The organism is Agrobacterium sp. B1(2019) (genome assembly GCF_008274755.1).
GTDB classification, from domain to species: Bacteria; Pseudomonadota; Alphaproteobacteria; order Rhizobiales; family Rhizobiaceae; genus Agrobacterium; species Agrobacterium salinitolerans.
In genome coordinates, this window is sequence record NZ_VTPB01000003.1 from 196,994 (window position 1) to 218,343 (window position 21,350).

20 protein-coding genes are annotated in these 21,350 nt (G+C 60.8%); 4 read left to right on the top strand and 16 right to left on the bottom strand.

Translation table 11 applies throughout. From position 1 onward, the window contains the following. Positions 1 to 8: 8 nt before the first annotated feature. Together betC and AGR1_RS21210 are read right to left on the bottom strand one after the other, a co-directional pair. Complete coding sequence (gene betC / locus AGR1_RS21205; protein WP_149148148.1) at positions 9 to 1,523, bottom strand: choline-sulfatase; 1,515 nt, start codon at positions 1,521 to 1,523, stop codon at positions 9 to 11. A 15-nt stretch (positions 1,524 to 1,538) separates the two neighbouring features. Then, positions 1,539 to 2,492: a choline ABC transporter substrate-binding protein gene (locus AGR1_RS21210; RefSeq protein ID WP_149148149.1), complete on the bottom strand. Its 954-nt coding sequence runs from the start codon at positions 2,490 to 2,492 to the stop codon at positions 1,539 to 1,541. 94 nt (positions 2,493 to 2,586) lie between these two features. On the opposite strand from AGR1_RS21210, the gene AGR1_RS21215 reads away from it, so the two are divergent. Beyond that, entirely contained in the window at positions 2,587 to 3,483 is an 897-nt protein-coding gene (locus AGR1_RS21215) for a LysR family transcriptional regulator (protein WP_149148150.1), read from the top strand. 30 nt (positions 3,484 to 3,513) lie between these two features. Here the strand turns inward: AGR1_RS21215 and AGR1_RS21220 are convergent, their stop codons facing one another. From AGR1_RS21220 to AGR1_RS21245, 6 genes are all read right to left on the bottom strand, one after another. Continuing rightward, the gene (locus AGR1_RS21220) at positions 3,514 to 4,965 is read right to left on the bottom strand and encodes an aldehyde dehydrogenase (RefSeq protein ID WP_149148151.1); all 1,452 of its coding nucleotides are present in this window, start codon (positions 4,963 to 4,965) and stop codon (positions 3,514 to 3,516) included. 16 nt (positions 4,966 to 4,981) lie between these two features. Then, the gene (locus tag AGR1_RS21225) at positions 4,982 to 5,704 is read right to left on the bottom strand and encodes an ABC transporter ATP-binding protein (RefSeq protein WP_149148152.1); all 723 of its coding nucleotides are present in this window, start codon (positions 5,702 to 5,704) and stop codon (positions 4,982 to 4,984) included. Next, positions 5,697 to 6,425: an ABC transporter ATP-binding protein gene (locus AGR1_RS21230; RefSeq protein WP_149148153.1), complete on the bottom strand. Its 729-nt coding sequence runs from the start codon at positions 6,423 to 6,425 to the stop codon at positions 5,697 to 5,699. The genes AGR1_RS21225 and AGR1_RS21230 overlap by 8 nt, the downstream gene beginning before the upstream one ends. Next, positions 6,422 to 7,330, bottom strand: coding sequence for a branched-chain amino acid ABC transporter permease (locus tag AGR1_RS21235; RefSeq protein ID WP_149148154.1), 909 nt, complete (start codon positions 7,328 to 7,330; stop codon positions 6,422 to 6,424). Before AGR1_RS21235 ends, AGR1_RS21230 begins: the two co-directional genes overlap by 4 nt. Then, positions 7,327 to 8,199: a branched-chain amino acid ABC transporter permease gene (locus tag AGR1_RS21240; RefSeq protein ID WP_149148155.1), complete on the bottom strand. Its 873-nt coding sequence runs from the start codon at positions 8,197 to 8,199 to the stop codon at positions 7,327 to 7,329. The genes AGR1_RS21235 and AGR1_RS21240 overlap by 4 nt, the downstream gene beginning before the upstream one ends. Positions 8,200 to 8,269: 70 nt before the next feature. Beyond that, entirely contained in the window at positions 8,270 to 9,484 is a 1,215-nt protein-coding gene (locus AGR1_RS21245; protein ID WP_149148156.1) for an amino acid ABC transporter substrate-binding protein, read from the bottom strand. A 134-nt stretch (positions 9,485 to 9,618) separates the two neighbouring features. Between AGR1_RS21245 and AGR1_RS21250 the strand changes: the two genes are divergently transcribed. Beyond that, on the top strand, positions 9,619 to 10,491 hold the full coding sequence (locus tag AGR1_RS21250; protein WP_149148157.1) for a helix-turn-helix transcriptional regulator: 873 nt from the start codon (positions 9,619 to 9,621) through the stop codon (positions 10,489 to 10,491). 19 nt (positions 10,492 to 10,510) lie between these two features. Here AGR1_RS21250 and AGR1_RS21255 read toward each other — a convergent pair whose 3' ends face one another. From AGR1_RS21255 to AGR1_RS21280, 6 genes are all read right to left on the bottom strand, one after another. Further along, positions 10,511 to 10,810 carry a HigA family addiction module antitoxin gene (locus AGR1_RS21255; protein ID WP_149148158.1) on the bottom strand — a complete coding sequence of 100 codons (300 nt, stop codon included), beginning with the start codon at positions 10,808 to 10,810 and terminating at the stop codon, positions 10,511 to 10,513. Between the two features lie 55 nt (positions 10,811 to 10,865). Continuing rightward, positions 10,866 to 11,144, bottom strand: coding sequence for a type II toxin-antitoxin system RelE/ParE family toxin (locus AGR1_RS21260; protein WP_149148159.1), 279 nt, complete (start codon positions 11,142 to 11,144; stop codon positions 10,866 to 10,868). A 78-nt stretch (positions 11,145 to 11,222) separates the two neighbouring features. Beyond that, entirely contained in the window at positions 11,223 to 12,029 is an 807-nt protein-coding gene (locus AGR1_RS21265; RefSeq protein WP_149148160.1) for an ABC transporter ATP-binding protein, read from the bottom strand. Further along, positions 12,026 to 13,066, bottom strand: a complete 1,041-nt coding sequence (locus tag AGR1_RS21270) for an iron chelate uptake ABC transporter family permease subunit (protein ID WP_149148161.1) — start codon at positions 13,064 to 13,066, stop codon at positions 12,026 to 12,028. The genes AGR1_RS21265 and AGR1_RS21270 overlap by 4 nt, the downstream gene beginning before the upstream one ends. Further along, on the bottom strand, positions 13,063 to 14,106 hold the full coding sequence (locus tag AGR1_RS21275; RefSeq protein ID WP_149148162.1) for an iron ABC transporter permease: 1,044 nt from the start codon (positions 14,104 to 14,106) through the stop codon (positions 13,063 to 13,065). Before AGR1_RS21275 ends, AGR1_RS21270 begins: the two co-directional genes overlap by 4 nt. Beyond that, positions 14,103 to 15,113 (bottom strand): iron-siderophore ABC transporter substrate-binding protein, encoded by a 1,011-nt coding sequence (locus AGR1_RS21280; RefSeq protein ID WP_149148163.1) that lies wholly within the window; start codon positions 15,111 to 15,113, stop codon positions 14,103 to 14,105. Before AGR1_RS21280 ends, AGR1_RS21275 begins: the two co-directional genes overlap by 4 nt. Positions 15,114 to 15,334: 221 nt before the next feature. Between AGR1_RS21280 and AGR1_RS21285 the strand changes: the two genes are divergently transcribed. Beyond that, on the top strand, positions 15,335 to 17,455 hold the full coding sequence (locus AGR1_RS21285; RefSeq protein WP_149148164.1) for a TonB-dependent siderophore receptor: 2,121 nt from the start codon (positions 15,335 to 15,337) through the stop codon (positions 17,453 to 17,455). A gap of 117 nt (positions 17,456 to 17,572) precedes the next feature. On the opposite strand, the gene AGR1_RS21290 is transcribed toward AGR1_RS21285, so the two are convergent. Next, positions 17,573 to 18,466: an AraC family transcriptional regulator gene (locus tag AGR1_RS21290; protein WP_210248739.1), complete on the bottom strand. Its 894-nt coding sequence runs from the start codon at positions 18,464 to 18,466 to the stop codon at positions 17,573 to 17,575. Positions 18,467 to 18,680: 214 nt separating this feature from the next. Here AGR1_RS21290 and AGR1_RS29670 point away from each other — a divergent pair, with 214 nt between their 5' ends. Continuing rightward, the gene (locus AGR1_RS29670; protein WP_187772255.1) at positions 18,681 to 18,857 is read left to right on the top strand and encodes a hypothetical protein; all 177 of its coding nucleotides are present in this window, start codon (positions 18,681 to 18,683) and stop codon (positions 18,855 to 18,857) included. Between the two features lie 157 nt (positions 18,858 to 19,014). On the opposite strand, the gene katG is transcribed toward AGR1_RS29670, so the two are convergent. Next, positions 19,015 to 21,186, bottom strand: a complete 2,172-nt coding sequence (gene katG, locus AGR1_RS21295) for a catalase/peroxidase HPI (RefSeq protein WP_149148166.1) — start codon at positions 21,184 to 21,186, stop codon at positions 19,015 to 19,017. Between the last annotated feature and the right edge of the window lie 164 nt (positions 21,187 to 21,350).

Genomic DNA, 21,350 nt, shown 5'->3' on the forward strand with positions numbered 1-21,350 from the left:
CGCCTGTTTCACTCTCCCCGCGGAAAACGCTGGTTTTCCTCCAGCACGTTGAGGTCCATGTGGTTGCGCATGTAGCGTTCCGAGGCTTTCTGCAGGGGCTGGTAATCCCATGGATAATAAGCCCCGTTGCGCAACGCCTTGTAGACCACCCAGCGCCGCGCCTGACTTTCGCGAACGGCAGCGTCGAAGACCGGCAATTGCCAGCGCCGACCAATCTCGGCGGAAAGCGATGAAAGCACATCGCGCAAAGCCGGATCGCCGGCAAGGTTCGTGCGCTCTTCCGGATCAGCCTCAAGATCGTAAAGCAGCGGCGGATCGGCTTCGCAAACCGACAGCTTGTAGCGCCCATCGCGAAGGGCAACGAGCGGTGCTATCGAGCCTTCGGCGGCATATTCCATCGGCACCGGGCCACGCCCGCCGGTTCCCTTGGCAAGCGCCGCCAGATCCTCGCCATCCGTCCAGCGTTTGAGCGAAGTGATATCGAGACCCGCCAGCCCGCACAGCGTCGGCGTGACATCGAGTGTCGAGACCGGCGTGTCGATCAAAGCCGGCTGCCAGCCGGGTGCGGCCACCATCAGCGGTACACGAGCGGAGCCTTCGAAGAAACACATCTTGAACCACAGGCCACGCTCGCCCAGCATATCGCCATGGTCCGACAGGAAGAGAATGATGGTGTCGTCCTCCATCCGTGTCGCTTTCAACACGTCGAGGATTTCGCCGATCTTTTCGTCGATATAGGAGATATTGGCGAAATAACCGCGCCGTGCCCGGCGTATCTGCTCGCCTGTGATCTCGAATGCCCCATGATCGCAGGCTTCCAGCAGCCGCTTCGAATGCGGGTCCTGCTCCTCGAAGGCAATCGCCTGCGACTGCGGATCGAGCGCCGGGCAGTCCTCGTATAGATCCCAGAACTTGCGCCGCGCCACATAGGGATCGTGCGGATGGGTGAAGCTGACAGTCAGGCACCACGGCCGCTCATCGAGGCGGCGCGACAGGTCGTAAAGCTTGCGGGTGGCGTTGTAGGCCACCTCGTCATCATATTCCATCTGGTTAGTGATTTCCGCGACACCAGCGCCGGTCACCGAACCGAGATTGTGATACCACCAGTCGATCCGCTCGCCCGGCTTGGTATAATCAGGCGTCCAGCCGAAATCAGCCGGATAGATATCAGTCGTCAGGCGCTCCTCGAAGCCATGCAGCTGGTCCGGGCCGACGAAATGCATCTTTCCCGAAAGACCGGTGTAGTAACCCGCCGCCCGCAGGTGATGCGCATAGGTCGGAATATCGGAAGCGAATTCGGCGGCATTGTCATAGACCCGTGTCCGGCTTGGCAACTGCCCGGACATGAAGGAGGCGCGCGCCGGCGCGCAGAGCGGACTTGCCGTATAGGTATTGGCGAAGCGCACAGAGCGCTTCGCCAATGTTTTGAGATGTGGTGCGTAGAGAAAATCGGCCGGGCCATCGGGAAAAAACGTCCCGTTGAATTGGTCGGCCATCAGGATCAGAATATTGGGACGCGGCATTTCCACTTTCCGATTTTAGAGGCCAAGCTTGCCTTTGACGGCGTCCGCACCCGGCTTGCCATCCAGCGTGGTGACACCCTGCAGCCAGCCATCCAGCGATTTGGGATTCGCCTTCAGCCAGGCCGTCGCCGCGGCCTTGGAATCTTCGCCGCCGAGGATGGAACCCATCAGGCTGTTTTCCATGCCAATATCGAATTTGAGGTTCTTGAACAGCGTCGCCGCATTCGGGCATTGCTGCGGCCAGCCGGTGCGGGCGAGCGTGTAGACTTCCGCGCCGCCGAAATTCGGGCCGAAATAGGCGTCCCCGCCGGAGAGATAGGCGATATCGATTTTCTCATTCATCGGATGCGGCGCCCAGGCGAGGAAGACCACGGCCTTTTTGTCCCTGCCCGCCCGCTCCACCTGCGCCAGCATGGCTTGCTCGCCGGATTCGACGAGTTGCCAGCCTTTCAGGCCGAAATCATTGGCGTCGATGATCTTCTGGATATTCTGGTTGGCCGGCGCGCCCGGCTCGATGCCGTAAATCTTGCTTTCGAACTCATCGGCGTGTTTGGCGAGATCGGCGAAATCCTTCACGCCCTTTTCCGCCATATAGGCCGGCACCGCCAGCGTGAACTTGGCGCCTTCGAGGTTCTTCGTCATCACCTCTGCCGCCTTGGCGGCATCAAGATCATCTACGAAGGATTTCTGCGCCGGCATCCAGTTGCCGAGAAAAACGTCGATCTCGCCGTTCTTCATCGCCTGATAGCCGATCGGCACTGACAGCGTCTTGACGTCGGCCTCATAGCCAAGCGCATCGAGCAGCACGGACGCGACACCATTGGTGGCGGTGATGTCGGTCCAGCCGGGATCGCTGAGGCGGATGGTCTTGCAGGCCGCGTCATCGGCCGCCTGAAGCGGGGTGGAGAAGGCTGCCACCGACAGAATGAGACCGGCGGCGATGCGATGCAGATGAGAAATGGTTTTCATTGCGGCTCCCCTTTTATCAATCCAGTTTATTGAACACCACGTTGCTTTTGCCTGTGAAGCGGGTATTTTTCGATGGTTGATATAAGGAATTTTAATGTCAGACCGGCCGCTCGATCTGGGATGGATGCGCATTTTCACCGAGGTTGCCCGCCGCGGCAGCCTGACGGCGGCGGCGGCATCCCTGCGGCTGACGCAACCGGCCGTAAGCTATCAGATCCGCAGGCTGGAGGAAGAACTGGGCGTAGCGCTCGTACAGCGCAGACATCGTGGCATCGAACTGACGGCCGAGGGACAAAAACTGTTCGAGATTGTTTCACGCAATGTCGACGCCATCGACCTTCTCGCACAACAGCTTCGCCGGACGGAGGAACGGCAGACCATCCGCCTGCACACGGACTATGCCTTTTCTTCCTTATGGCTCATCCCGCGCATGCATGGCTTTCGAACGCTCAATCCGGATATCAATATCCAGATCGTCGCCACGCAGGATCCGCTGGGCCAGGGCAAGCACGATAGCGACGTGATGATCATTTTCGGCACGCGGCAGGAGGCCGGCGACGGTGCGGTGCTGCTGCTTTCAGAAAAGGTCACGCCGGTCTGCTCGCCTGCCCTGCTGACCGAGACACCGGCACCCGCAACCGTTGCGGATTTTTCGCGGCGGAAGCTCATTCACCTCGAAAACACCTCGCAAGCGCACTGGTTCGACTGGCCTTCCTACTTCAAGCATTTCGGCGTGCAGAGACCGGCCGACCACGATGGCGGCGACATCAGCTTCAACAATTACACCATGGTGGTGCAGGCAACCATTGGCGAGCAGGGTTTCGCGCTCGGCTGGGCCGGACTGGTCGATCCGTTGCTTCAGGCCGGCGTGCTGGTGACGGCAGGCCCAAGCCTCGATGCACCGGGGCGCGGCTACTGGCTGATGCGACCGAAAAGCAGCGACACCGCGGTGAGAAAACTCACCGGCTGGCTGATCGACGAGCGGCGGTAACGCCGCCCGCCAGCTTGTACCGTTTCCTGTTCAGATCGGATAATGCAGCGGTCCGTCCTGCAACGTGACCCAGCGTAGCTCTGTGAATTCCGCAATGCCCGCCGTGCCGCCGAAGCGGCCGTAGCCGGAGGCCTTAACCCCGCCGAAGGGCATCTGCGCTTCATCGTGAACGGTTGGACCGTTGATGTGGCATATGCCGCTTTCTATACGGGCGGCAATGGACAGCGCCCGTGCCTGATCCCTACCGAAAATCGCAGCGGAGAGGCCGAACTCGGTTTCATTGGCAATGCTTACCGCCTCATCGATGCTGCCGGCCCTGATGATGGAAACGACCGGACCGAAACTTTCCTCCGAATATAGCCGCATGGCGGGGGTGACGCCATCGACGGCAATCGCATCCAGCATCGTGCCGTTGCCGCCGCCACCGGCGACCTGCCGTGCACCCTTGGAGACGGCGTCATCCACCAGCGCCCGAATGCGCGAGGTTGCTTCGGCGCTGACCAGCGAGCCGAGCGGTGTTTTGCCCTCACGCGGATCGCCAGCCGTGAGGCTCGAGGCTTTTTTCGCGAAGGCCTCCACAAATGTATCGGCGACGCTGTCGAGCACGATGATGCGTTCCGTCGACATGCAGATCTGGCCCTGGTTCATGTATGCGCCGAAAGCCGCAGCCGCGACAGCTGCGTCGATATCGGCATCGTCAAGCACAATGAACGGCGCCTTGCCGCCAAGCTCCAGCAGCGCGGGTTTCAGGTAACGGCCGGCCGTTTCGGCAATCACCCGGCCGACACGGGTCGAGCCGGTGAAATTCACGCGTCTGACGGCGGGGTGTGCGATCAGCGTATCGACGATCTTTGCGGCATCTTCCGGCGCGTTGGAGACGGCGTTGAGCACGCCCTTGGGCAGACCGGCGGAAGCGACCGCCTCAATGATCAGCGCATGGGTGCGTGGGCAGAGTTCCGAGGTCTTCATCACCACCGTATTGCCGCAGGCAAGCGGCGTGGCGATGGAGCGCACGCCGAGAATAACCGGCGCGTTCCACGGCGCGATGGACAGCACAACGCCCGCCGGCTGGCGCAGCGCCATGGCCATGGTTCCCGGACGGTTGGACGGAATGATCTCGCCCTTGATCTGGGTGGTGAGGCTTGCGGCCTCCACCAGCATATCGCTTGCCAGTTTGACGTTGAAACCGGCCCAGGCGTCGGTTGCGCCGATTTCTTCCTTCATCGCCTGGGTAATATCGGGCCCTGCGGCCAGAAGCGCCTGCGCAGCGGCCAGAAGCAGGCGACGGCGTTCACCGGGCGGCGTTGCCGACCAGACCGGGAAAGCGGCCGCCGCGGCATCGGCCGCGCGGGTAGCGTCCTCCACTGTTGCCGCCGCAGCACTCGTCGCCACGTCGCCGGTAATGGGGTTGCTGCGTTCGAAGCGCTTGCCGCTTGTGGCCGGGCAATGGTCGCCACCGATGAAAAGATTGACAGTCTGCATGATCTTCCTCCTGAATTCAGACAATGGCGGCGGTGGTGCCGCCAAGAAACGCCCGTTGCACGGCGGGATCGGCGGACAGGCCTTCAGCCGTGCCTGCCCCGACAATCCGCCCTGCTTCCAGCAAATAACCGCGATCGGCAAGCGCGAGGCTTTCGCGCACATTCTGCTCTACGAGCAGAATGGAAAGGCCGCTTTTCTTGATCTCCGCCAAAGCGGCAAAAAGTTCCTGTGTAACGATGGGCGCAAGACCAAGGCTCGGTTCATCCAGCAGCAGATAATCTGGTGCCGACATCAACGCGCGGCCGATGGCGACCATCTGCTGCTCGCCGCCGGACATGGTGCCGGCAAGCTGCTGCCGCCGCTCCGCAAGCCGCGGAAACAGCGAAAAAATATGCTCTCTTGTCGTCTTTTCCGCTGAACGGGCATGGCGGGGATTGGCTCCGAGACGGAGATTGTCTTCCACCGTCAACGCCGCGAAAATTCCGCGCCCCTCCGGCACCAGCGCCACACCCCGCTCCACGATCTGATGGGCGGGAACCTCGGCAAGCGACTCGCCATTGACGCGCACGTCGCCGGCGGCTGCCGCAACTAGGCCGCCGACCGCCTTCAGCAGTGACGACTTGCCGGCTCCATTGGCACCGAGCAGCACCACCGTTTCGCCCTTGGCGACATTGAGCGATATGCCGTCAACCGCGAGATGTTTGCCGTAGCGGATTGTCAGTGCGTCTATTTCAAGCATGTGCCGCTCCCAGATAGGCGGAAATGACGTGCGGATCGTCAAGCACCCTTGCCGTCGGCCCGTCGGCAATCTTGCGACCGGCCGCCATGACCACCGAGCGCGAGCAAAGGGCGCGCACGGCGGCCATGATATGTTCCACCAGCAAGATCGTCGTACCCTCCGATGCCAGCCGCCGGATCAGCGCTATTCCCTCCTGAAGTTCGGTGGGATTGAGGCCCGCGAGCCATTCATCCAGCAACAGAAGCTTCGGTTCACCCGCAAGCGCACGCGCCAGTTCAAGGCGTTTCTGGTCAATATAGGTGAGATCGCCAGCCGGCATCGTCTCCCGCCCGGCAAGACCAATCCTTTCAAGGCAGGCGCGCGCAACCTTCTCCGCCTCGGGACGCGAAAGCCGTTGCGGGCCGAACATGGCCGATACGGCAACGTTTTCGAGTAGGGAAAGCGAAGGCAAAAGCCGCACGAGCTGGAAGGTGCGCGCCACGCCGGCGCGCGCAATCACATCCGGCCGTCTGCCCGCAATCTCCTGCCCTTTGAGCCGGATCGACCCTTCGGTCGGCTTCAACGCCCCGGAGATGAGATTCATCAGCGTCGTCTTGCCGGAACCGTTCGGCCCAAGCAGCCCGACGACTTCGCCGGCCTCGATGGTAAGACCAAGGCCATCCACCGCCTTCAGCCCGCCGAAGGTCTTGCGGATATCGGTGATTTCGAGAACGGCGCTCATGCGGCTTTCTCCTTTTTGCGCAACTTCTCGAGCGCCGCGAGCACGCCATCCGGCAGCACGAACACGATGAGGATGAAGAGAGCGCCGAGAATGATGGAAAAATGATTGGGGAAGTTGGCACCCAGCCACTCGAACAGCAGGAACAGCGGCACCGCACCGAGGATCGGTCCCCAGCGTCGTGTGGCTCCGCCAAGCAGTGCCATGATGACGGTGAGGAACGAGACCTGCGGATTAAAGACGATGGCCGGCTCGATATAGACCCAGCGCGGGGCCTGAATGGCGCCGACAAGCGTGATGATCGTGGCCGACAGCACGAAAAGCGTCAGCTTGGTGCGTGCGAGATTAATGCCCGCATGGGCGGCCACGACCTCGTCGTCACCGATTGCCTTCAACGCCAGTCCGAGCTTGCTGCGGTCGATGAGGATCGACAGCAGAAGGGTAATGACAGCCAGCGCCAGCAATTGCCAGAGCACATGCTGCGGCTCCAGCGGCAGGAAGATGTAACGCCCGAGCGTGCCCGTCACATTCACCTCATACCAGGTGATGAGCTGACGGATAAGTTCGGCAAGACCGAAGGAAAAGATCACGAAATAAATGCCGGCGACGCGCAGTGTGGACAGCCCGACGACGAGCGCCAGCGACGCGCCGACAAGGGCCGCACTCAGGAGGACGAGCGGCCATGGTAAGACTTCGCTCAGCACCGCAACCGTATAGGCCCCGACACCGAAGAACGCGACGGTGGCGAGCGAAATATACCGCGTCGGACCGGAGAACATCGCCCAGGCGGAGGCAAGCGTCGCATAACCGAGAAGGCCGATGATAACACCGACGCCATAGGCATCGAAAAAGAAGGGGGAAAGCGCCAGCAGCGCGGCTGCGGCAAGGCCGATGAGAAGCGGGATCATTTGCCCCTCCTTGCGAAAATGCCTTCCGGACGCCAGAGCAGCACCACAAGGAAAAGCAGATAGGTGGCGGCAAGCGTGAGGCCGGGATCAACGTAAACGAGTACGAAGGTTTCCACGAGGCCAAGCAGCAGGCCGGCAACCAGCGCGCCGAGCAGATTGCCAACACCGCCCATGATGACGACGACAAGCGCCTTCATGGTGAAGACAACGCCATAGGAGGCGGAAAAAGTCTGATACATAGAGATCATCACCCCGCCTGCCACGGCGAGTGCGCCGCCAAGCGCAAAACCGATTGAGGCCACGCGATTCACATCGATGCCGACCAGCGGCGCGGATTTGGGCGCCAGCGCGACCGCCCGCAGGTTGAGGCCCCAGCGGCTGTGGGTGAGCGCCAGATATAGCCCGCCACCGATTGCGACCGACAGGCCGAAGGACAAGAGCCGGTCCAGCGCCACTGTCGTGCCGAAGACGTCGACGCCATCGGAGAGGTAGGAATAGGAATGGTAGTTGCCGCCGAACGCCACCAGCATGATGCCCTGGATAACGAAGAGCAGCCCGAAGGTCGCCAGAATGGAATCGACTTCCAGACGGCCGGACGCGCCCGAACGGCGCACCAGCGGCCGCATCATGACCCGGTAGATGACGAAAGACAGGGCGTAACCGAGCGGAACGATGATGAAAAGAGACCAGAGTGGCGACAGGCCATAGGCGGAAAACAGCACGAAGGTGATGAAGGCAGCCGCAATCAGCACTTCGCCATAGGCAAGGTTCATGATGCGGGCGATGCCATATTGCAGCGAAAGTCCAAGCGCGATCAGCGCATAGGTCCCTCCCAGCATCAAACCGAAGATGAGGGTGGATAAAAACAAGGGAACGTCTCCAGTATGGAACATGGCCGAAGCCTTCCGGCCGGGGTTTACGGCCCCGGCCGGCAAAGGCTCACCATTGCGGCTTCGGAATGACCGGCTTCGCTGCGCCCGGGCGGTCTGCGGGCGCAATCGCCACGAAACGGTCACCCTGCCATTGTCCCGCCCACCAGAGCTGGCGAAGCTGGTTGTCTTCAAGCTTGACCGGGCCGATGACGGTCTGGAAACTTCCCGTCGAAAGCTCATTCGCCACCGCCGCCTTATCAAGGCCGACACGTTGGATGGACTGGGCAAGCATTTCGAGGCTCGCATAGGTGATGGCGCTTGCCCAGCTGTCCGGCTTGGCGCCGATGAAGGCTTCGTGGCGCTTGAAATAATCCTCGATCTTGTCGCTGCTGCCATCGACGCCGCCGATGCTGATCACGCCTTCCTGCTTGCCATCGGAGACCTTCGGGAAAATCGGGAACGCACCGCCGACACCGACATAAAGAACCTTCGGGTTGAATCGCGCGGTCTGCGCCTGTTTCGTCACCGCGAAACTGTCGGGCGGATAGGAAAAGGCAATGAAGCTGTCCGCGCCGCTCGCCGCCGCCTCGTTCACAAGTGCTGCGAAATCCGAGGTGCCGACCGGATAGGTCTTGTCATAGGCAAGCGTGAAACCCGCTTCCTTCAGCGCCGGCCGCGCGGCCTTGATGAGATCGATGCCGAAACCGTCAGCCACCGAAATCACCGCGACCTTGTCGTTGATCTGGCCGGCATCGCGTGCGGCTTTCAAAACATCGGCCAGTGCATTGGCATAATCATGGCCACCACCGAGCATCCAGAAGCTCTTTTTCCAGCGGGCGGCAAATTCGGGCGCCTTGTCGGTGACGCCAGTCACCGCAAGCTGCGGATAACCGAAACGGTCGTAGAGCGGAGCGACGGCCAGATTGAAGCCCGTTCCCCAGGGCGGCAGAATGAAATCGACCTTGTCCTGGCTCGCCAGACGCTCGGTGAACCGCACCGCATCCTCGGCCGAGGAACGGTCGTCATATTCGACCACTTCCACCGGCAGGCGCTTGCCATCCGGCAGGGTGAGGCCGCCGGCATCGTTGACCTCCTTCACCCATAATTTGTAGTTGGGAATGGTGGTGATGCCGGCGCCCGTGGCGTTGGCGCCGCTTTTTGAGACCGCATAACCGATCTTCACCGAGGTGCGGTCCTGCGCATTGGCGTGACCGAAAAATACCGCCGACAGGGCAGCACTGGAGAGCAGGCAGAACAGCGTTCTGCGCTTCAGACTATTCATGATGTTCCTCCCAAAGCGCGTTGTCGGGGTTGCCATTCTCCTCAAGGCTTTCCCCTGCGCTGATCAAAGTTTAGCAATGACAGCCGCATATAAAATGCACTAATGTAGCGCATTATTGCACTTTTGGAGGTCGAATGCCGCTGCACAGCCAGATTGCCGGCAATCGCGTGGAGATCACGGCGCGCACCCTCGCCTCGACGCTGCGCATATCCGAGTTCCGGCTGGAATCGGATAGCGCCCATCTCCTTCTCCTGTCCGCCGGGGAAGCGGAAATCATACAGGGTGAAAAGACGCTGCCTGTCCCGGCACCGGGGCTGATCTGGCTGCCCATCGGTCCTAATGGCCGCCTCCGGCTGAATGCCGGAAGCCGTGGATCGCTGCTTAAGACGACGGAAATCGGGCTTGCCCATGCGATGCCCACCGGCACGAGCGCAAGCGCTGTTCGCAATATATTGCAACGTGTTCTGACGCAGACGCCGGCGGAGAAGGACCGGCAGGAACTGGCGGGTTATCTTGAGACCATCGCCAGCGAAAATGTCCGCGCGACAACCGGCTCAGACACGATCATCACCAGCCTCCTCTCCGTCACCCTCATTCGCATATGCCAGCACGCCATCGCCGATATTGCCGCAGCCGTCTCCACGCCTGGCAGCCTCACCGAGCGTTTCGTGCTGCTGGTCAGCCAGCACAAACGTGATCAATGGGGCGTGGAAGACTATGCAAGGCAACTCGGCGTCAATCGCGAACGGCTGGGATTTGCGGTGCGCAAGGCGACGGGGCTTTCGCCGCAGGCCTATATTCACCGGGAACTGCTGTCCGAAGCGCGCGACCTTCTTGTGAACTCATCGCTGCAAGTCGCTGAAATCGCATTCCGATTGGGCTTTCAGGACCCTGGATACTTCAACCGCTTTTTCACTCGCAACGAGGGCACGTCTCCCGGCCGTTTCAGGAGAACGGCAACGCGAATGCAGAAGGTTCCGCCGCCATCTTATGCGGCCTGGCCGTGACCTGACAGGCGGCTGAGAATTAAGCCGCTTCCAGTTCTTTGATATTGGCAAGGTCCGCTTCCAGCCTCGCAGCCGCCGCCTTAATGTCAAAGGCGTTCTGCAGGTTCAGCCAATATTCCGGTGTGGTCTTGAAAAATTTTGCCAGGCGCAAGGCGGTGTCGGCGGTGATACCGAGTTTCTCTCCGGCAATGCGTTCTATGCGGGTGCGCGGAATATTGAGGTGCTTTGCAAGAGCGTAAGCAGACATCCCCAGCGGCTCAAGATAGAGTTCCCGCAGGATTTCCCCCGGATGGATCGGAGGCGATTTACTGATTGTCATGCTCGCTGGCCCTCCTTGGCCGATTTGTCATGAGCCTCTCCACAAAAATGCCAGACTAGTGATAGTCGGTTATTTCAACGTTTTCCGGCCCTGCTTCCGTCCAGACGAAGCAGATGCGCCACTGCTTGTTGATCCGGATCGAATATTGGCCTTCACGGTCGCCGGACACCTCCAAACGGTTACCGGGCGGTGACCGAAAGTCTTCTACCGTGGTCGCCGCGTCCAGGATCGTGAGCAGCTGCTGGGCGCGGCGTACCAGATCGGCGGGAAAGCCCTTCTTCACAGATCCGTCGTCAATCGACGCGGTCAGCTTGTTTTTGAAAGAGCGGATCATTGTTGGCCTCGCGATGTTGGTATCATAAACCGATACGCACAGAAGTCAACAGAGCCGTATCTCAAAGAGATACGGCTATTACCACCCCACCACCGTTCGATGCCTCCCGATTGGCAGCATCATCGGCTTGCCCGAGGTCGGATCCTCGATGACCCGGCTTTCGATGCCGAAGACGTGACGGACATTCTCTTCCGTCAGCACCTCTTCCGGCGTGCCGAACACATGCAGCTTCCCGTCCCTCATGGCAACGAGATGATCGGCATAACGGGCCGCGAGATTGAGGTCATGCAGCACCATGACGATGGTGGTCTCGCGGGCGTGGTTGAGGTCGGTCAGAAGATCCAGCACCTCGACCTGGTGGCTGATATCGAGGAAGGTGGTCGGTTCATCCAGCAGCAATATGTCTGTCTGTTGAGCGAGCGCCATGGCGATCCAGACGCGTTGACGCTGGCCGCCGGAAAGCTCATCCACCGGCCGCTCGGCCAGTTCCACCGTATCGGTGGCGACAAGGGCTGCGGCGACGGCCTCGTCGTCCTGCCGCGACCAGCGGGCGAAGAGGCCGTGATGTGGGTGCCGGCCACGGCTGACGAGATCGGCAACCACGATACCCTCCGGCGCTATCGGCGATTGCGGTAAAAGGCCCATGCGCTTTGCGAGATCGCGGGAGGCAAGTCGATGAATCGATTTTCCATCGAGCAGAACCTGACCGGCGCGTGGCGTAATGAGCCGTGACATGCTGCGCAGCAAGGTGGACTTGCCGCAGGCATTGGCGCCGACGATGACGGTGATCTTGCCGCGCGGAACGGTGAGATCCAGCCCTTCTATGATGAGGTTTTCGCCGTAGCCGGCCGACAGGCCGTTCACGGAAAGGGAGTGGCCGGTCATAACGAGCCTCCGCTGCGGTTGACCCGCACGATCAGGTAAATCAGATAGGGCGCACCGAGCGCGCCGGTAACGACGCCGACCGGATAACGGCCTGGCAACAGAAACTGGCCGCAATAATCGCCAACCAGCACCAGCACAGCCCCGACCAGAGCCGCAGGAAGGAGCAGCGAGCCGTTGCTGCCGACGATGCGCGCCGCAATCGGCCCGGAGAGAAAAGCGACAAAGGCGATCGGCCCGGAGACCGCCGTTGCAAAGGCGATCATGCCGACTGCGGCGATGATGACGATGATACGGGTTCGTCCCACCCGCACGCCGAGCGCTGCGGCGGCGTCGTCACCCAGTCTCAACGCTTCCAGATCACGCGCCCGGCTGAGGAGCAGGCCGCCGAACAGGATGAGCGCGATGAGGAGCGGCAGCAACTGGGCGATTTTGGCGCCGTTGACGCTGCCGGTCAGCCAGCGCATCGCCTCCTGCAACGTCCATGCCGGCGCAACGGAGAGTATATAGGCGATGAAGCTTTCCAGCATGGCTGAAACGCCGATGCCGACGAGGATAAGCCTCGTGCCGGCCACGCCGTTGCGGAAGGACAGGAGATAGACGAGAAGCGCGACGCCGAGACCGGCCGCGACGGCGAAGACCGAGATTAGCGGACCGCTTATCTGCAAAACGACGATGGCGAAAACGGCCGCCGCACTTGCGCCGGAACTGATGCCGATAATATCGGGACTGGCGAGCGGATTGCGCAGCATGATCTGGAAGGCGACGCCGCCGAGCCCGAAGCTCAGGCCTGCGAGAACCGAAAGGAGCGCGCGCGGCAGGCGCAGCTGCCCGACGGTGAACGTGACGCCGGCAATCTCCTCCCCCAACAGAACACGAGTGACATCGCCGGGCGGCGTGAAGGATTGCCCGAGCATCAGCGTAATTGCGAAAGCGGCGATCAGGATCACCGACAGGGCGGCGATGACAAGACGGCGCCGGCGCTGACGGGCATGGCGATTGAAAACAAGATTTTCGATGACGGGAGCGGATATGGTCATAATTCGCGCACCCTCTGGCGTCTGACAATCCAGATGAAGAAAGGCGCACCGACAAGGGCGGTGACGATGCCGACATCGAGTTCCGACGGCCGCGCCACGATGCGCCCGACAATATCGCCGGCAAGCAGCAGGCACGCACCGCCAAGTGCCGAGAACGGCAAAAGCCAGCGATTGTCCACCCCGACGAGCAGGCGGCAGAGATGCGGCACCACCAGCCCGACAAAACCGATCGGCCCGCAAATGGCGGTAGCCGCACCGCAGAGCAGAATGGCACCGAAGGAGGCTACGGCTCGGGCCACCGCAACATTCTCGCCAAGCCCGGCGGCGAGTTCGTCTCCGAGCGCCAGAGAATTCAGCTTGCGCGCCGAAAGCAGGCTGATGATGAAGCCGGCGGCCAGAAAGGGCAGCACGGTCTCGATGCGCTCGAAAGTCGCCCCACCGACGCCGCCGATCTGCCAGGAACGGATGCCGCCGGCAATATCGCTACGCGGCAGCACGACGGCGACGACGAGCGAGGAAAAGGCGACGGAGGTGGCGGCGCCCGCAAGTGCGAGTTTCAACGGTGTCGCCCCGCCTCGCCCGAGCGAACCGACGACATAAACGAAAACCGCAGATCCCCCCGCCCCGGCAATCGCGACCATGATGAAGGCCTGCGCCGTGGCGATGCCGAACCAGACAATGCCGATGACGACGGCGAGCGACGCCCCCATGTTGACACCGAGAATGCCTGGATCGGCAAGCGGATTACGGGTGACGCCCTGCATGATGGCCCCGGCCAGCCCAAGTGCCGCCCCGGAAAGCAGGGCAAGCAGCGTGCGCGGCAGGCGCACCGCGACGGCCGCCTCGGCAACCGTCGCGACGCGGCCGCTGAGCCCACCAACAATATCCGCAAAAGAGACCTCACGCGTGCCGATGGCGACGGAGAGCGCACAAAGCAGTGCGAGAAGCGCCAGCACCGCACCGAGCCAGGCCGTTCGCACGCGGTTGGAGCGGCCGGCGAGCAGCACGGCCGTCGCTTTGCCAGGGCCGGACATTGTCACTGCGATTTCCCGGAGGATTTGTCGGCGGCCTTTGCCAGAAGATCGGCATAGTCCTTCAACACCCACGAAATCGACAGCGGCGTGGGGTTGGAGGCGGTGCCAAGCGGATCGCGGCCCAGCATGACGATGGCATCATTGGCAACGGCCGGCATGCGCGCGAGAAGCGGATCGGCCCGCATGGCATTCAGCAGCTGCTCACTGCCATAGGTCACGACGATATCGACATCGTCGAAGGCATCCACACGCTCGGCGCTGACGCCGGCGGCGAATTGCCCCGGCTTCGTCGCCTCCAAGACGCTTTTCGGCGAGGAAAGCCCAAGATCGGCGAAAAACTTCACCCGGGTGTCATTGGCCGTATAAAAATTGACGACGCTGAGATTGGTGGCGTCGAGATGGGTGACGAACATGGCCGACTTGCCCTTCAGCTGCGGGTGGCCGGCAACGACCTCAGCAATCTCACCCTCTATGCGTTTGATTAGCGCTTCACCTTCGGCCGCCATGCCAAGACCGGCGCTGTTCAATCGGATCATCTCGCGCCAGTCCGTTGCCCAGGGAGAAACGGGATAGGCGACGACAGGGGCGATCTGGCTCAGCGTATCGTAGTCGGACTGGCTGAGGCCTGAATAGGCGGCAAGGATGACATCCGGCTGCGTCGCCGCCACGGCCTCGAAATCTATACCGTCACCCTCGTCGAACAGAACAGGCTTTGCGGCATCGAGTTCGGTAAGCCGCTTCGCCACCCATGGCAGCAGGCCATCGCCGTCATCATCGCCGAAATTGGCCGCCGCAAAGCCGACAGGCACGATGCCGAGGGCCAACGGCACCTCATGGTTGGCCCAGGCGACAGTCGCGACCCGCTGCGGTTTCTTCGCAATCGTGGTCGTGCCGAACGCATGTTTGATGACGATGGGATAGCGGGTTGTCTCCTCCGCCGCGGCCATATTCGGCGCGATCATCGACAGGAAAAGCACAAATACCGACATGAGGCAGCGGAACGGGCAAAGCATTGGCGAGCTCTCAAAGGTTCAAAAGTGGACTTGAACTCTCAGCTTCAAATGCCCCCGTCAAGCCCAGGCAGGAAATGGCGTCGCAACAGCGGTGAAATTTCCGGGGTTTTGTACAAAACCGCAAAAAGTTACAATACCGGACAAACTTTCTCAAGTTATTGGGCGCTTCGAGAGTGGGCCGTGCAAGCGGCGGTCGGGGCATCAACGTCTGGAACATACCAATGAATATCGAAACCGAAGGCAGACACCGCAAAACCACGCGACGTCGTTATCAGGATAGGGCGCTGCTTGCCTGCACGGCGCTTGTCGCCACCCTGCCCGGCTCCCTTCTGGCGCAGGAAGCTGCCAATACGGGCGGCAGCACGGTTCTGGAGCGCATCACCATCGATAGCGGCGACAATGACCAGAAGTCCATTGTCGCCACCCGCACCACAAGCGGCAGCAAGATGGCGACCGATATTCTCGACACACCGGCCTCCGTTTCCGTCATCACCGCCAGGGAAATGCAGCAGCGCGGCGTGCAGAGCGTGGAAGAGGCGCTGCAATATACCGCCGGTGTGACAACGGATTTTTACGGCTCCGACGACCGTTTCGACTATTTCAAGATTCGCGGTTTCGACGCCTATACCTATCGCGACGGGTTGACGCTTGGCCGTCCCTTCGGCGCGCTGCGCGAAGAAACCTATGCCTATGAGCGTGTGGAAGTGCTGAAGGGCGGAAATTCCACCACCTTTGGCGTCTCGGATCCCGGCGGCTCGGTGAATTATTCCACCAAGGTGCCGAAGCGCACCCGTTTCGGTGAAGCCTATGTCACCGGCGGCTCCTATGGCCGCGCCGAAACCGGCTTCGACTTTGGCGACAATATCACCAGCGACGACACGCTGTCCTATCGCCTGACCGGCAAGCTCAGAAATGCCGATGCGGAATATGACTATTCCCGCGACGACGAGAAATTCTTCATGGGCGGCTTAACCTGGCGCCCCACGGACGTCACCAGCCTTACCGTGGTTTACGATCATCTGAACAAGGATGGCGTTCCGGGCGGGGGCGGCCATCCCGTCGGCTCGCATTTCGACCGGAGCCGCTTCTTCGGCGAACCGGACTACAATTATCGCGGCACGAACCGCAATTCGCTGAGCGTGATGTTCGACCACGATTTCGGCTCCGGCCTGACGCTGAGTTCCAATGCGCGCTACAGCAAGGCGAATACGGACTTCGGTTACGCCTATATCTCGTCGACACCGACCAACGGTTCGACCATCGCCAACCGGTCCTATTTCGGAAACGACACCGAGACCGAAAACTTCCTGATCGACACACGCCTGCAATATGACACGCGGTTTGAAACTGTCGAAAGCCGCAGCCTCGTCGGCGTTTTTTATAACAACTACGAATCCGGCAGCAAAAGCTACTTCGGTGCTGCGCCGAGCATCAACTGGATGAACCCGGTCTATACCGGCGCACCCGCTTCCGTGCCGCTCTATGCCGACTCCCTGACGGATCAGAAGACCAAGGCGATCTATCTCCAGCAGGACTTCACCTTCTTCGACAGGCTGATCGTCAGCGCCGGCCTGCGCAACGACTGGATCGACACCGAGCAGACCAATCGGCTGAATGGCACGACGGCCAGCGGCGACATCAGCGAACTGACCAAGCGCATCGGCGTGTCCTACAAGGTCACCAACGAAATCGCGCCTTATATCAGCTATGCCGAATCGGTAGTGCCCGCATCCGGCCTGACGGTAGAGCCCGAACGCGGCGAGCAGATCGAACTCGGGGTGAAATACCGGCCCGACGCTTTCCCGGCCCTGTTCACCGCATCGATCTACGATCTGAAGAAGAACAACATTACCGTTACCAGCCCGATCACCAGCCTGCCGACCACCATCGGCGAGGTACGCGTGCGCGGTCTCGATCTCGAAGCCAAGGCGGAAGTGACCGACAATCTCAGCCTGACGGCGGCCTATTCCTATCTCGACGCGGAAATCACGGAAAACGGCACCGGCGGCAATGTCGGCAACCGGCCGCAATTCGTGCCAGAGCATCAGGCTTCATTGTGGGTCAATTATACGCTTGCTGGCAACGACCATTTCGGCGACATGACCTTCGGTCTCGGCGGCCGCTATACAGGCGCCTATTATTTCGGCAATGCCAACAAGGTCGAAACCGGAAGCAGCGTGACCGTGGATGCCGCGTTCAGCTACAAGATTCAGGAAACTGCCTCGCTGGACGTCAATGTTTCCAACATCTTCAACGAAAAACATGTCTCTTATGGCGGGTTCGGCGCTGACTTTTATAATCCCGGTCGGGCGTTTTCCATAACCTTGCGAAAGACGTGGTAAAAAACGACATTAGCAATATTTTTCAGAATATTGCATAGTTTTTCTAACACATAAAGTCATCCTCGGGCTTGTCCCGAGGATCTGACCGGGTCGCATCAAGACACCGATCTCGCCCCGTCAAAGCAGCTTGTGCAGACGTCGCCAGGCGGCGGGCGTGTTGCCTACGGACTGGCGGAAAGCCTTGGTCAGATGGGCCTGATCGGAAAAGCCGAGCTGGGCGGCGATATCGGCCACCGTCAGATCGCCTTCCAGCAGAAGTTTCTGGGCGGCATTGATGCGCCGCTCCAATTGCCATTGCAGCGGCGTCTTGCCGGTGGTCTGGCGAAATACGGTGGCGAACCAGCTTTCCGAAAGCCCGACGATATCGGCCATCTCGGCAACCGTCATACGGTCGTCGCCACGTTTTTCGACCTGGGCAAGAAGCTTGTTCAACTGCGCCTGCGTCAGCCTGCCATTAGCCTGCTCCGGAGCAGGGCCGGGAATATCCAGCAGGCCGGCAACGATGCTGCCGACAAGACTTTCCGCGTAGACCGCATGTTTCGAGGGTTCGCAGAGCTCATCGACAAGCAGGCCGGCAAGGGTTTCCACCGAACCGATGTCCTGTATCTCGACCGGGCGACGCAGCGCCGTCATCGCCGCGGAACTGCCGACCGAAGGTGACAGGAAGCGCAACAACCGGTCCTTGTGAATATGCAGGTTGAGATGCGAGAACCGGTGCGTGGCGCTGCTGCTCGTCCACATCGGCACGCCGGCGGGCACATAAACCGCCCGTGTCATTGGCCGCGAATGGTTGGTAAATTCGCCATTGCGGTTGGACATGCTGATGCGCGAGGAGACATCGTTGAAAAAGATCATGATGCGCGGATCGGCGGCCAGATAATAACCCTTCGCCCCCATCTGGCTTTCCGCCTCCCAGAAAGCACTGACCAGTCCGTCGAACTGGCGCCATTTCACCGGCGCAGTGACGCTGATCCCTTCCGTGTGCCAGGTCATGGAATGCCAGAAACTCAATGCGGGTACCGTCCGGTTGTCGGGTTAGGGTGAGCGTATGAAAAGACGCGCGCACCACGCCAGTCATCGCGCTGCGCCCCATTAACATGACTTATCAATTCATGTTAATAGCAAAGATCGTTATAAAGTGAAACGTTCGCGGCGGCGACCGCGCTGGAACCTCTGCTCATGACGGCCGTTGAACTCCTGACAGAAGTGCAACAAGGAGATTACCATGAACAGCAATAAGGAACCGGGCGACTTCGCAGACAAGAAGCGCGAGGAGCACGGCCGTGGCGTGATCGTGGCGGGGCCGGACGCGCATGAAAACGAGAAGGACGGCAAAGCCCCGTCGCCAGACGCTGAAAAAACCCCGGCCGGCAAACCGGTTCCGTCATCGGACCGGCGATAGGGAAACCGTCCTGCGCAAACAAGATAAAGAGGGCCTATGAGGCGTCCAGCAATCTTTTCACCGTCGCGGCAAACCTTGCGCCTTGGCGGTCGATAGAACGCAAAACACCTCCCCGATTTCTCGGGGAGGTGTTTATTCTTAAATAGCCGGGTTTTTCTTACAGAAGGTCAAAACGGTCGGCGTTCATCACCTTCGTCCAGGCGGCGACGAAGTCACGCACGAATTTCTCCCTGCTGTCATCCTGCGCGTACACTTCTGCATAGGCGCGCAGGATGGAGTTAGAACCGATCACGAGGTCAACGCGGGTCGCCGTATACTTGGTCGCGCCAGTCTTGCGGTCACGAATCTCATAGAGATTGTTGCCGGTCGGAACCCAGGAATAGGCCATGTCTGTCAGCGTCGTGAAGAAGTCCGTCGTCAGCGCGCCGGGCTTGTCGGTGAACACACCATGGGCCGCACCGGCGTAATTGGCGCCGATGACGCGCAGGCCGCCGATGAGCACGGTCAGTTCCGGCGCGGTCAGGCCCAGAAGCTGTGCGCGATCAAGCAGCAGTTCCTCAGGGCTGACGACATAGTCCTTCTTGACCCAGTTGCGGAAACCATCCGCCAGCGGTTCCAGCGGGGCAAAGCTGTCGGCATCCGTCTGCTCGGCGGAAGCATCGCCACGGCCGGCCGAGAAAGGCACGGCAATGTCGAAGCCGGCCGCTCTCGCCGCCTGTTCCACACCGTAATTGCCGGCCAGAACGATCACATCCGCGATGCTCGCGCCGGTTTCACGGGCAATCGGCTCCAGAACCGAAAGCACATGCGAAAGACGGGCGGGCTCATTGCCTTCCCAGTCCTTTTGCGGTGCAAGGCGAATGCGTGCGCCATTGGCGCCGCCGCGTTTGTCAGAACCGCGGAAGGTGCGGGCGCTGTCCCAGGCGGTCGAAACTAGATCGGCAACAGAAAGGCCCGACGCCGCGATCTTTGCCTTGACGGCAGCGACATCGTAGCTGGTGGAGCCTGCGGGGATGGGATCCTGCCAGATCAGGTCTTCCGCCGGAACGTCCGGACCGAAATAACGGGACTTCGGGCCCATGTCGCGATGCGTCAGCTTGAACCATGCACGGGCGAAAACCTTAGAGAAATGGTCCTGATCGTCCTTGAATTTCAGCGAAATCTCGCGGTAGATCGGATCGACCTTCAGGGCCATGTCGGCATCGGTCATCATGGGGATGGTGCGGATCGAGGCGTCCTCGACGTCCACGGGCTTGTCTTCCTCGGCGATGGTGATCGGCGCCCATTGCGATGCACCGGCGGGGCTGTGGGTCAACGTCCACTCATGCTTGAACAGCATGTCGAAGAAGCCGTTGTCCCACTTGGTCGGATGACTGGTCCAGGCGCCTTCAATGCCCGACACCACCGTGTCGCGACCGATACCGCGACCCTTGGTGTTCATCCAGCCAAGACCCTGGTATTCCGGGCCGGCGGCTTCCGGATCGGGACTGAGGTTGGCGGCGCTGCCATTGCCATGCGACTTGCCGATGGTGTGACCGCCGGCGGTCAGAGCCACGGTTTCCTCGTCATCCATGCCCATGCGGGCGAATGTTTCACGCATCTGTGCGGCGGTCGCCAGCGGATCGGACTTGCCGTTGACGCCTTCCGGGTTGACGTAGATGAGGCCCATCTGCACGGCGGCAAGCGGGTTTTCCAGCGTCGCGGGCTTGGTCACGTCGCCGTAACGGCCGTCGCTCGGCGCCAGCCATTCCTTTTCGTCACCCCAATAGGTGTCCTTTTCCGGAGCCCAGATGTCTTCACGGCCGAAGGCGAAACCGAAGGTTTTCAGACCTGCGACGTCATAGGCAATAGTGCCGGCGAGCGCGATCAGGTCTGCCCAGGAAATCTTGTTGCCGTATTTCTTCTTGATCGGCCACAGCAGGCGGCGGCCCTTGTCGGTGTTGACGTTATCCGGCCAGGAATTGAGCGGGGCAAAACGCTGGTTGCCGGTGTTGGCGCCGCCGCGACCGTCAGTCACGCGGTAGGAGCCCGCCGCATGCCAGGTAACACGCGCCATCATGCCGACATAGCTGCCCCAGTCGGCCGGCCACCAGTCCTGGCTGTCGGTCATCAGCGCGCGCAGATCGGCCTTCAGCGCCTCAACGTCGAGCGTCTTCAGGGCTTCGCGATAGTTAAAGGAGGTGCCGAGCGGATTGGTCTTGGTGTCGTGCTGGTGCAGGATGTCGAGGTTCAGCGCGTTCGGCCACCATTCGGTCACCGATCTACCCGAGGCCGTGTTGCCTCCATGCATGACAGGACACTTGCCAGCCGGTTTTGAAGTTGCGTCCATTTCGCCCTCCGATGGGTTTGACAATTAAACCAATAATCAATTCGACATGTGCAGCGTGGAAGCCAGAGCCAGCAGTTGGTCATGGGAAACCGTGCAGCGACGCTGGTAACCTCTCACAGCTACAGCCTCTTTCTGTCATGAAAATGACTAGCAGCCGGGTTCCA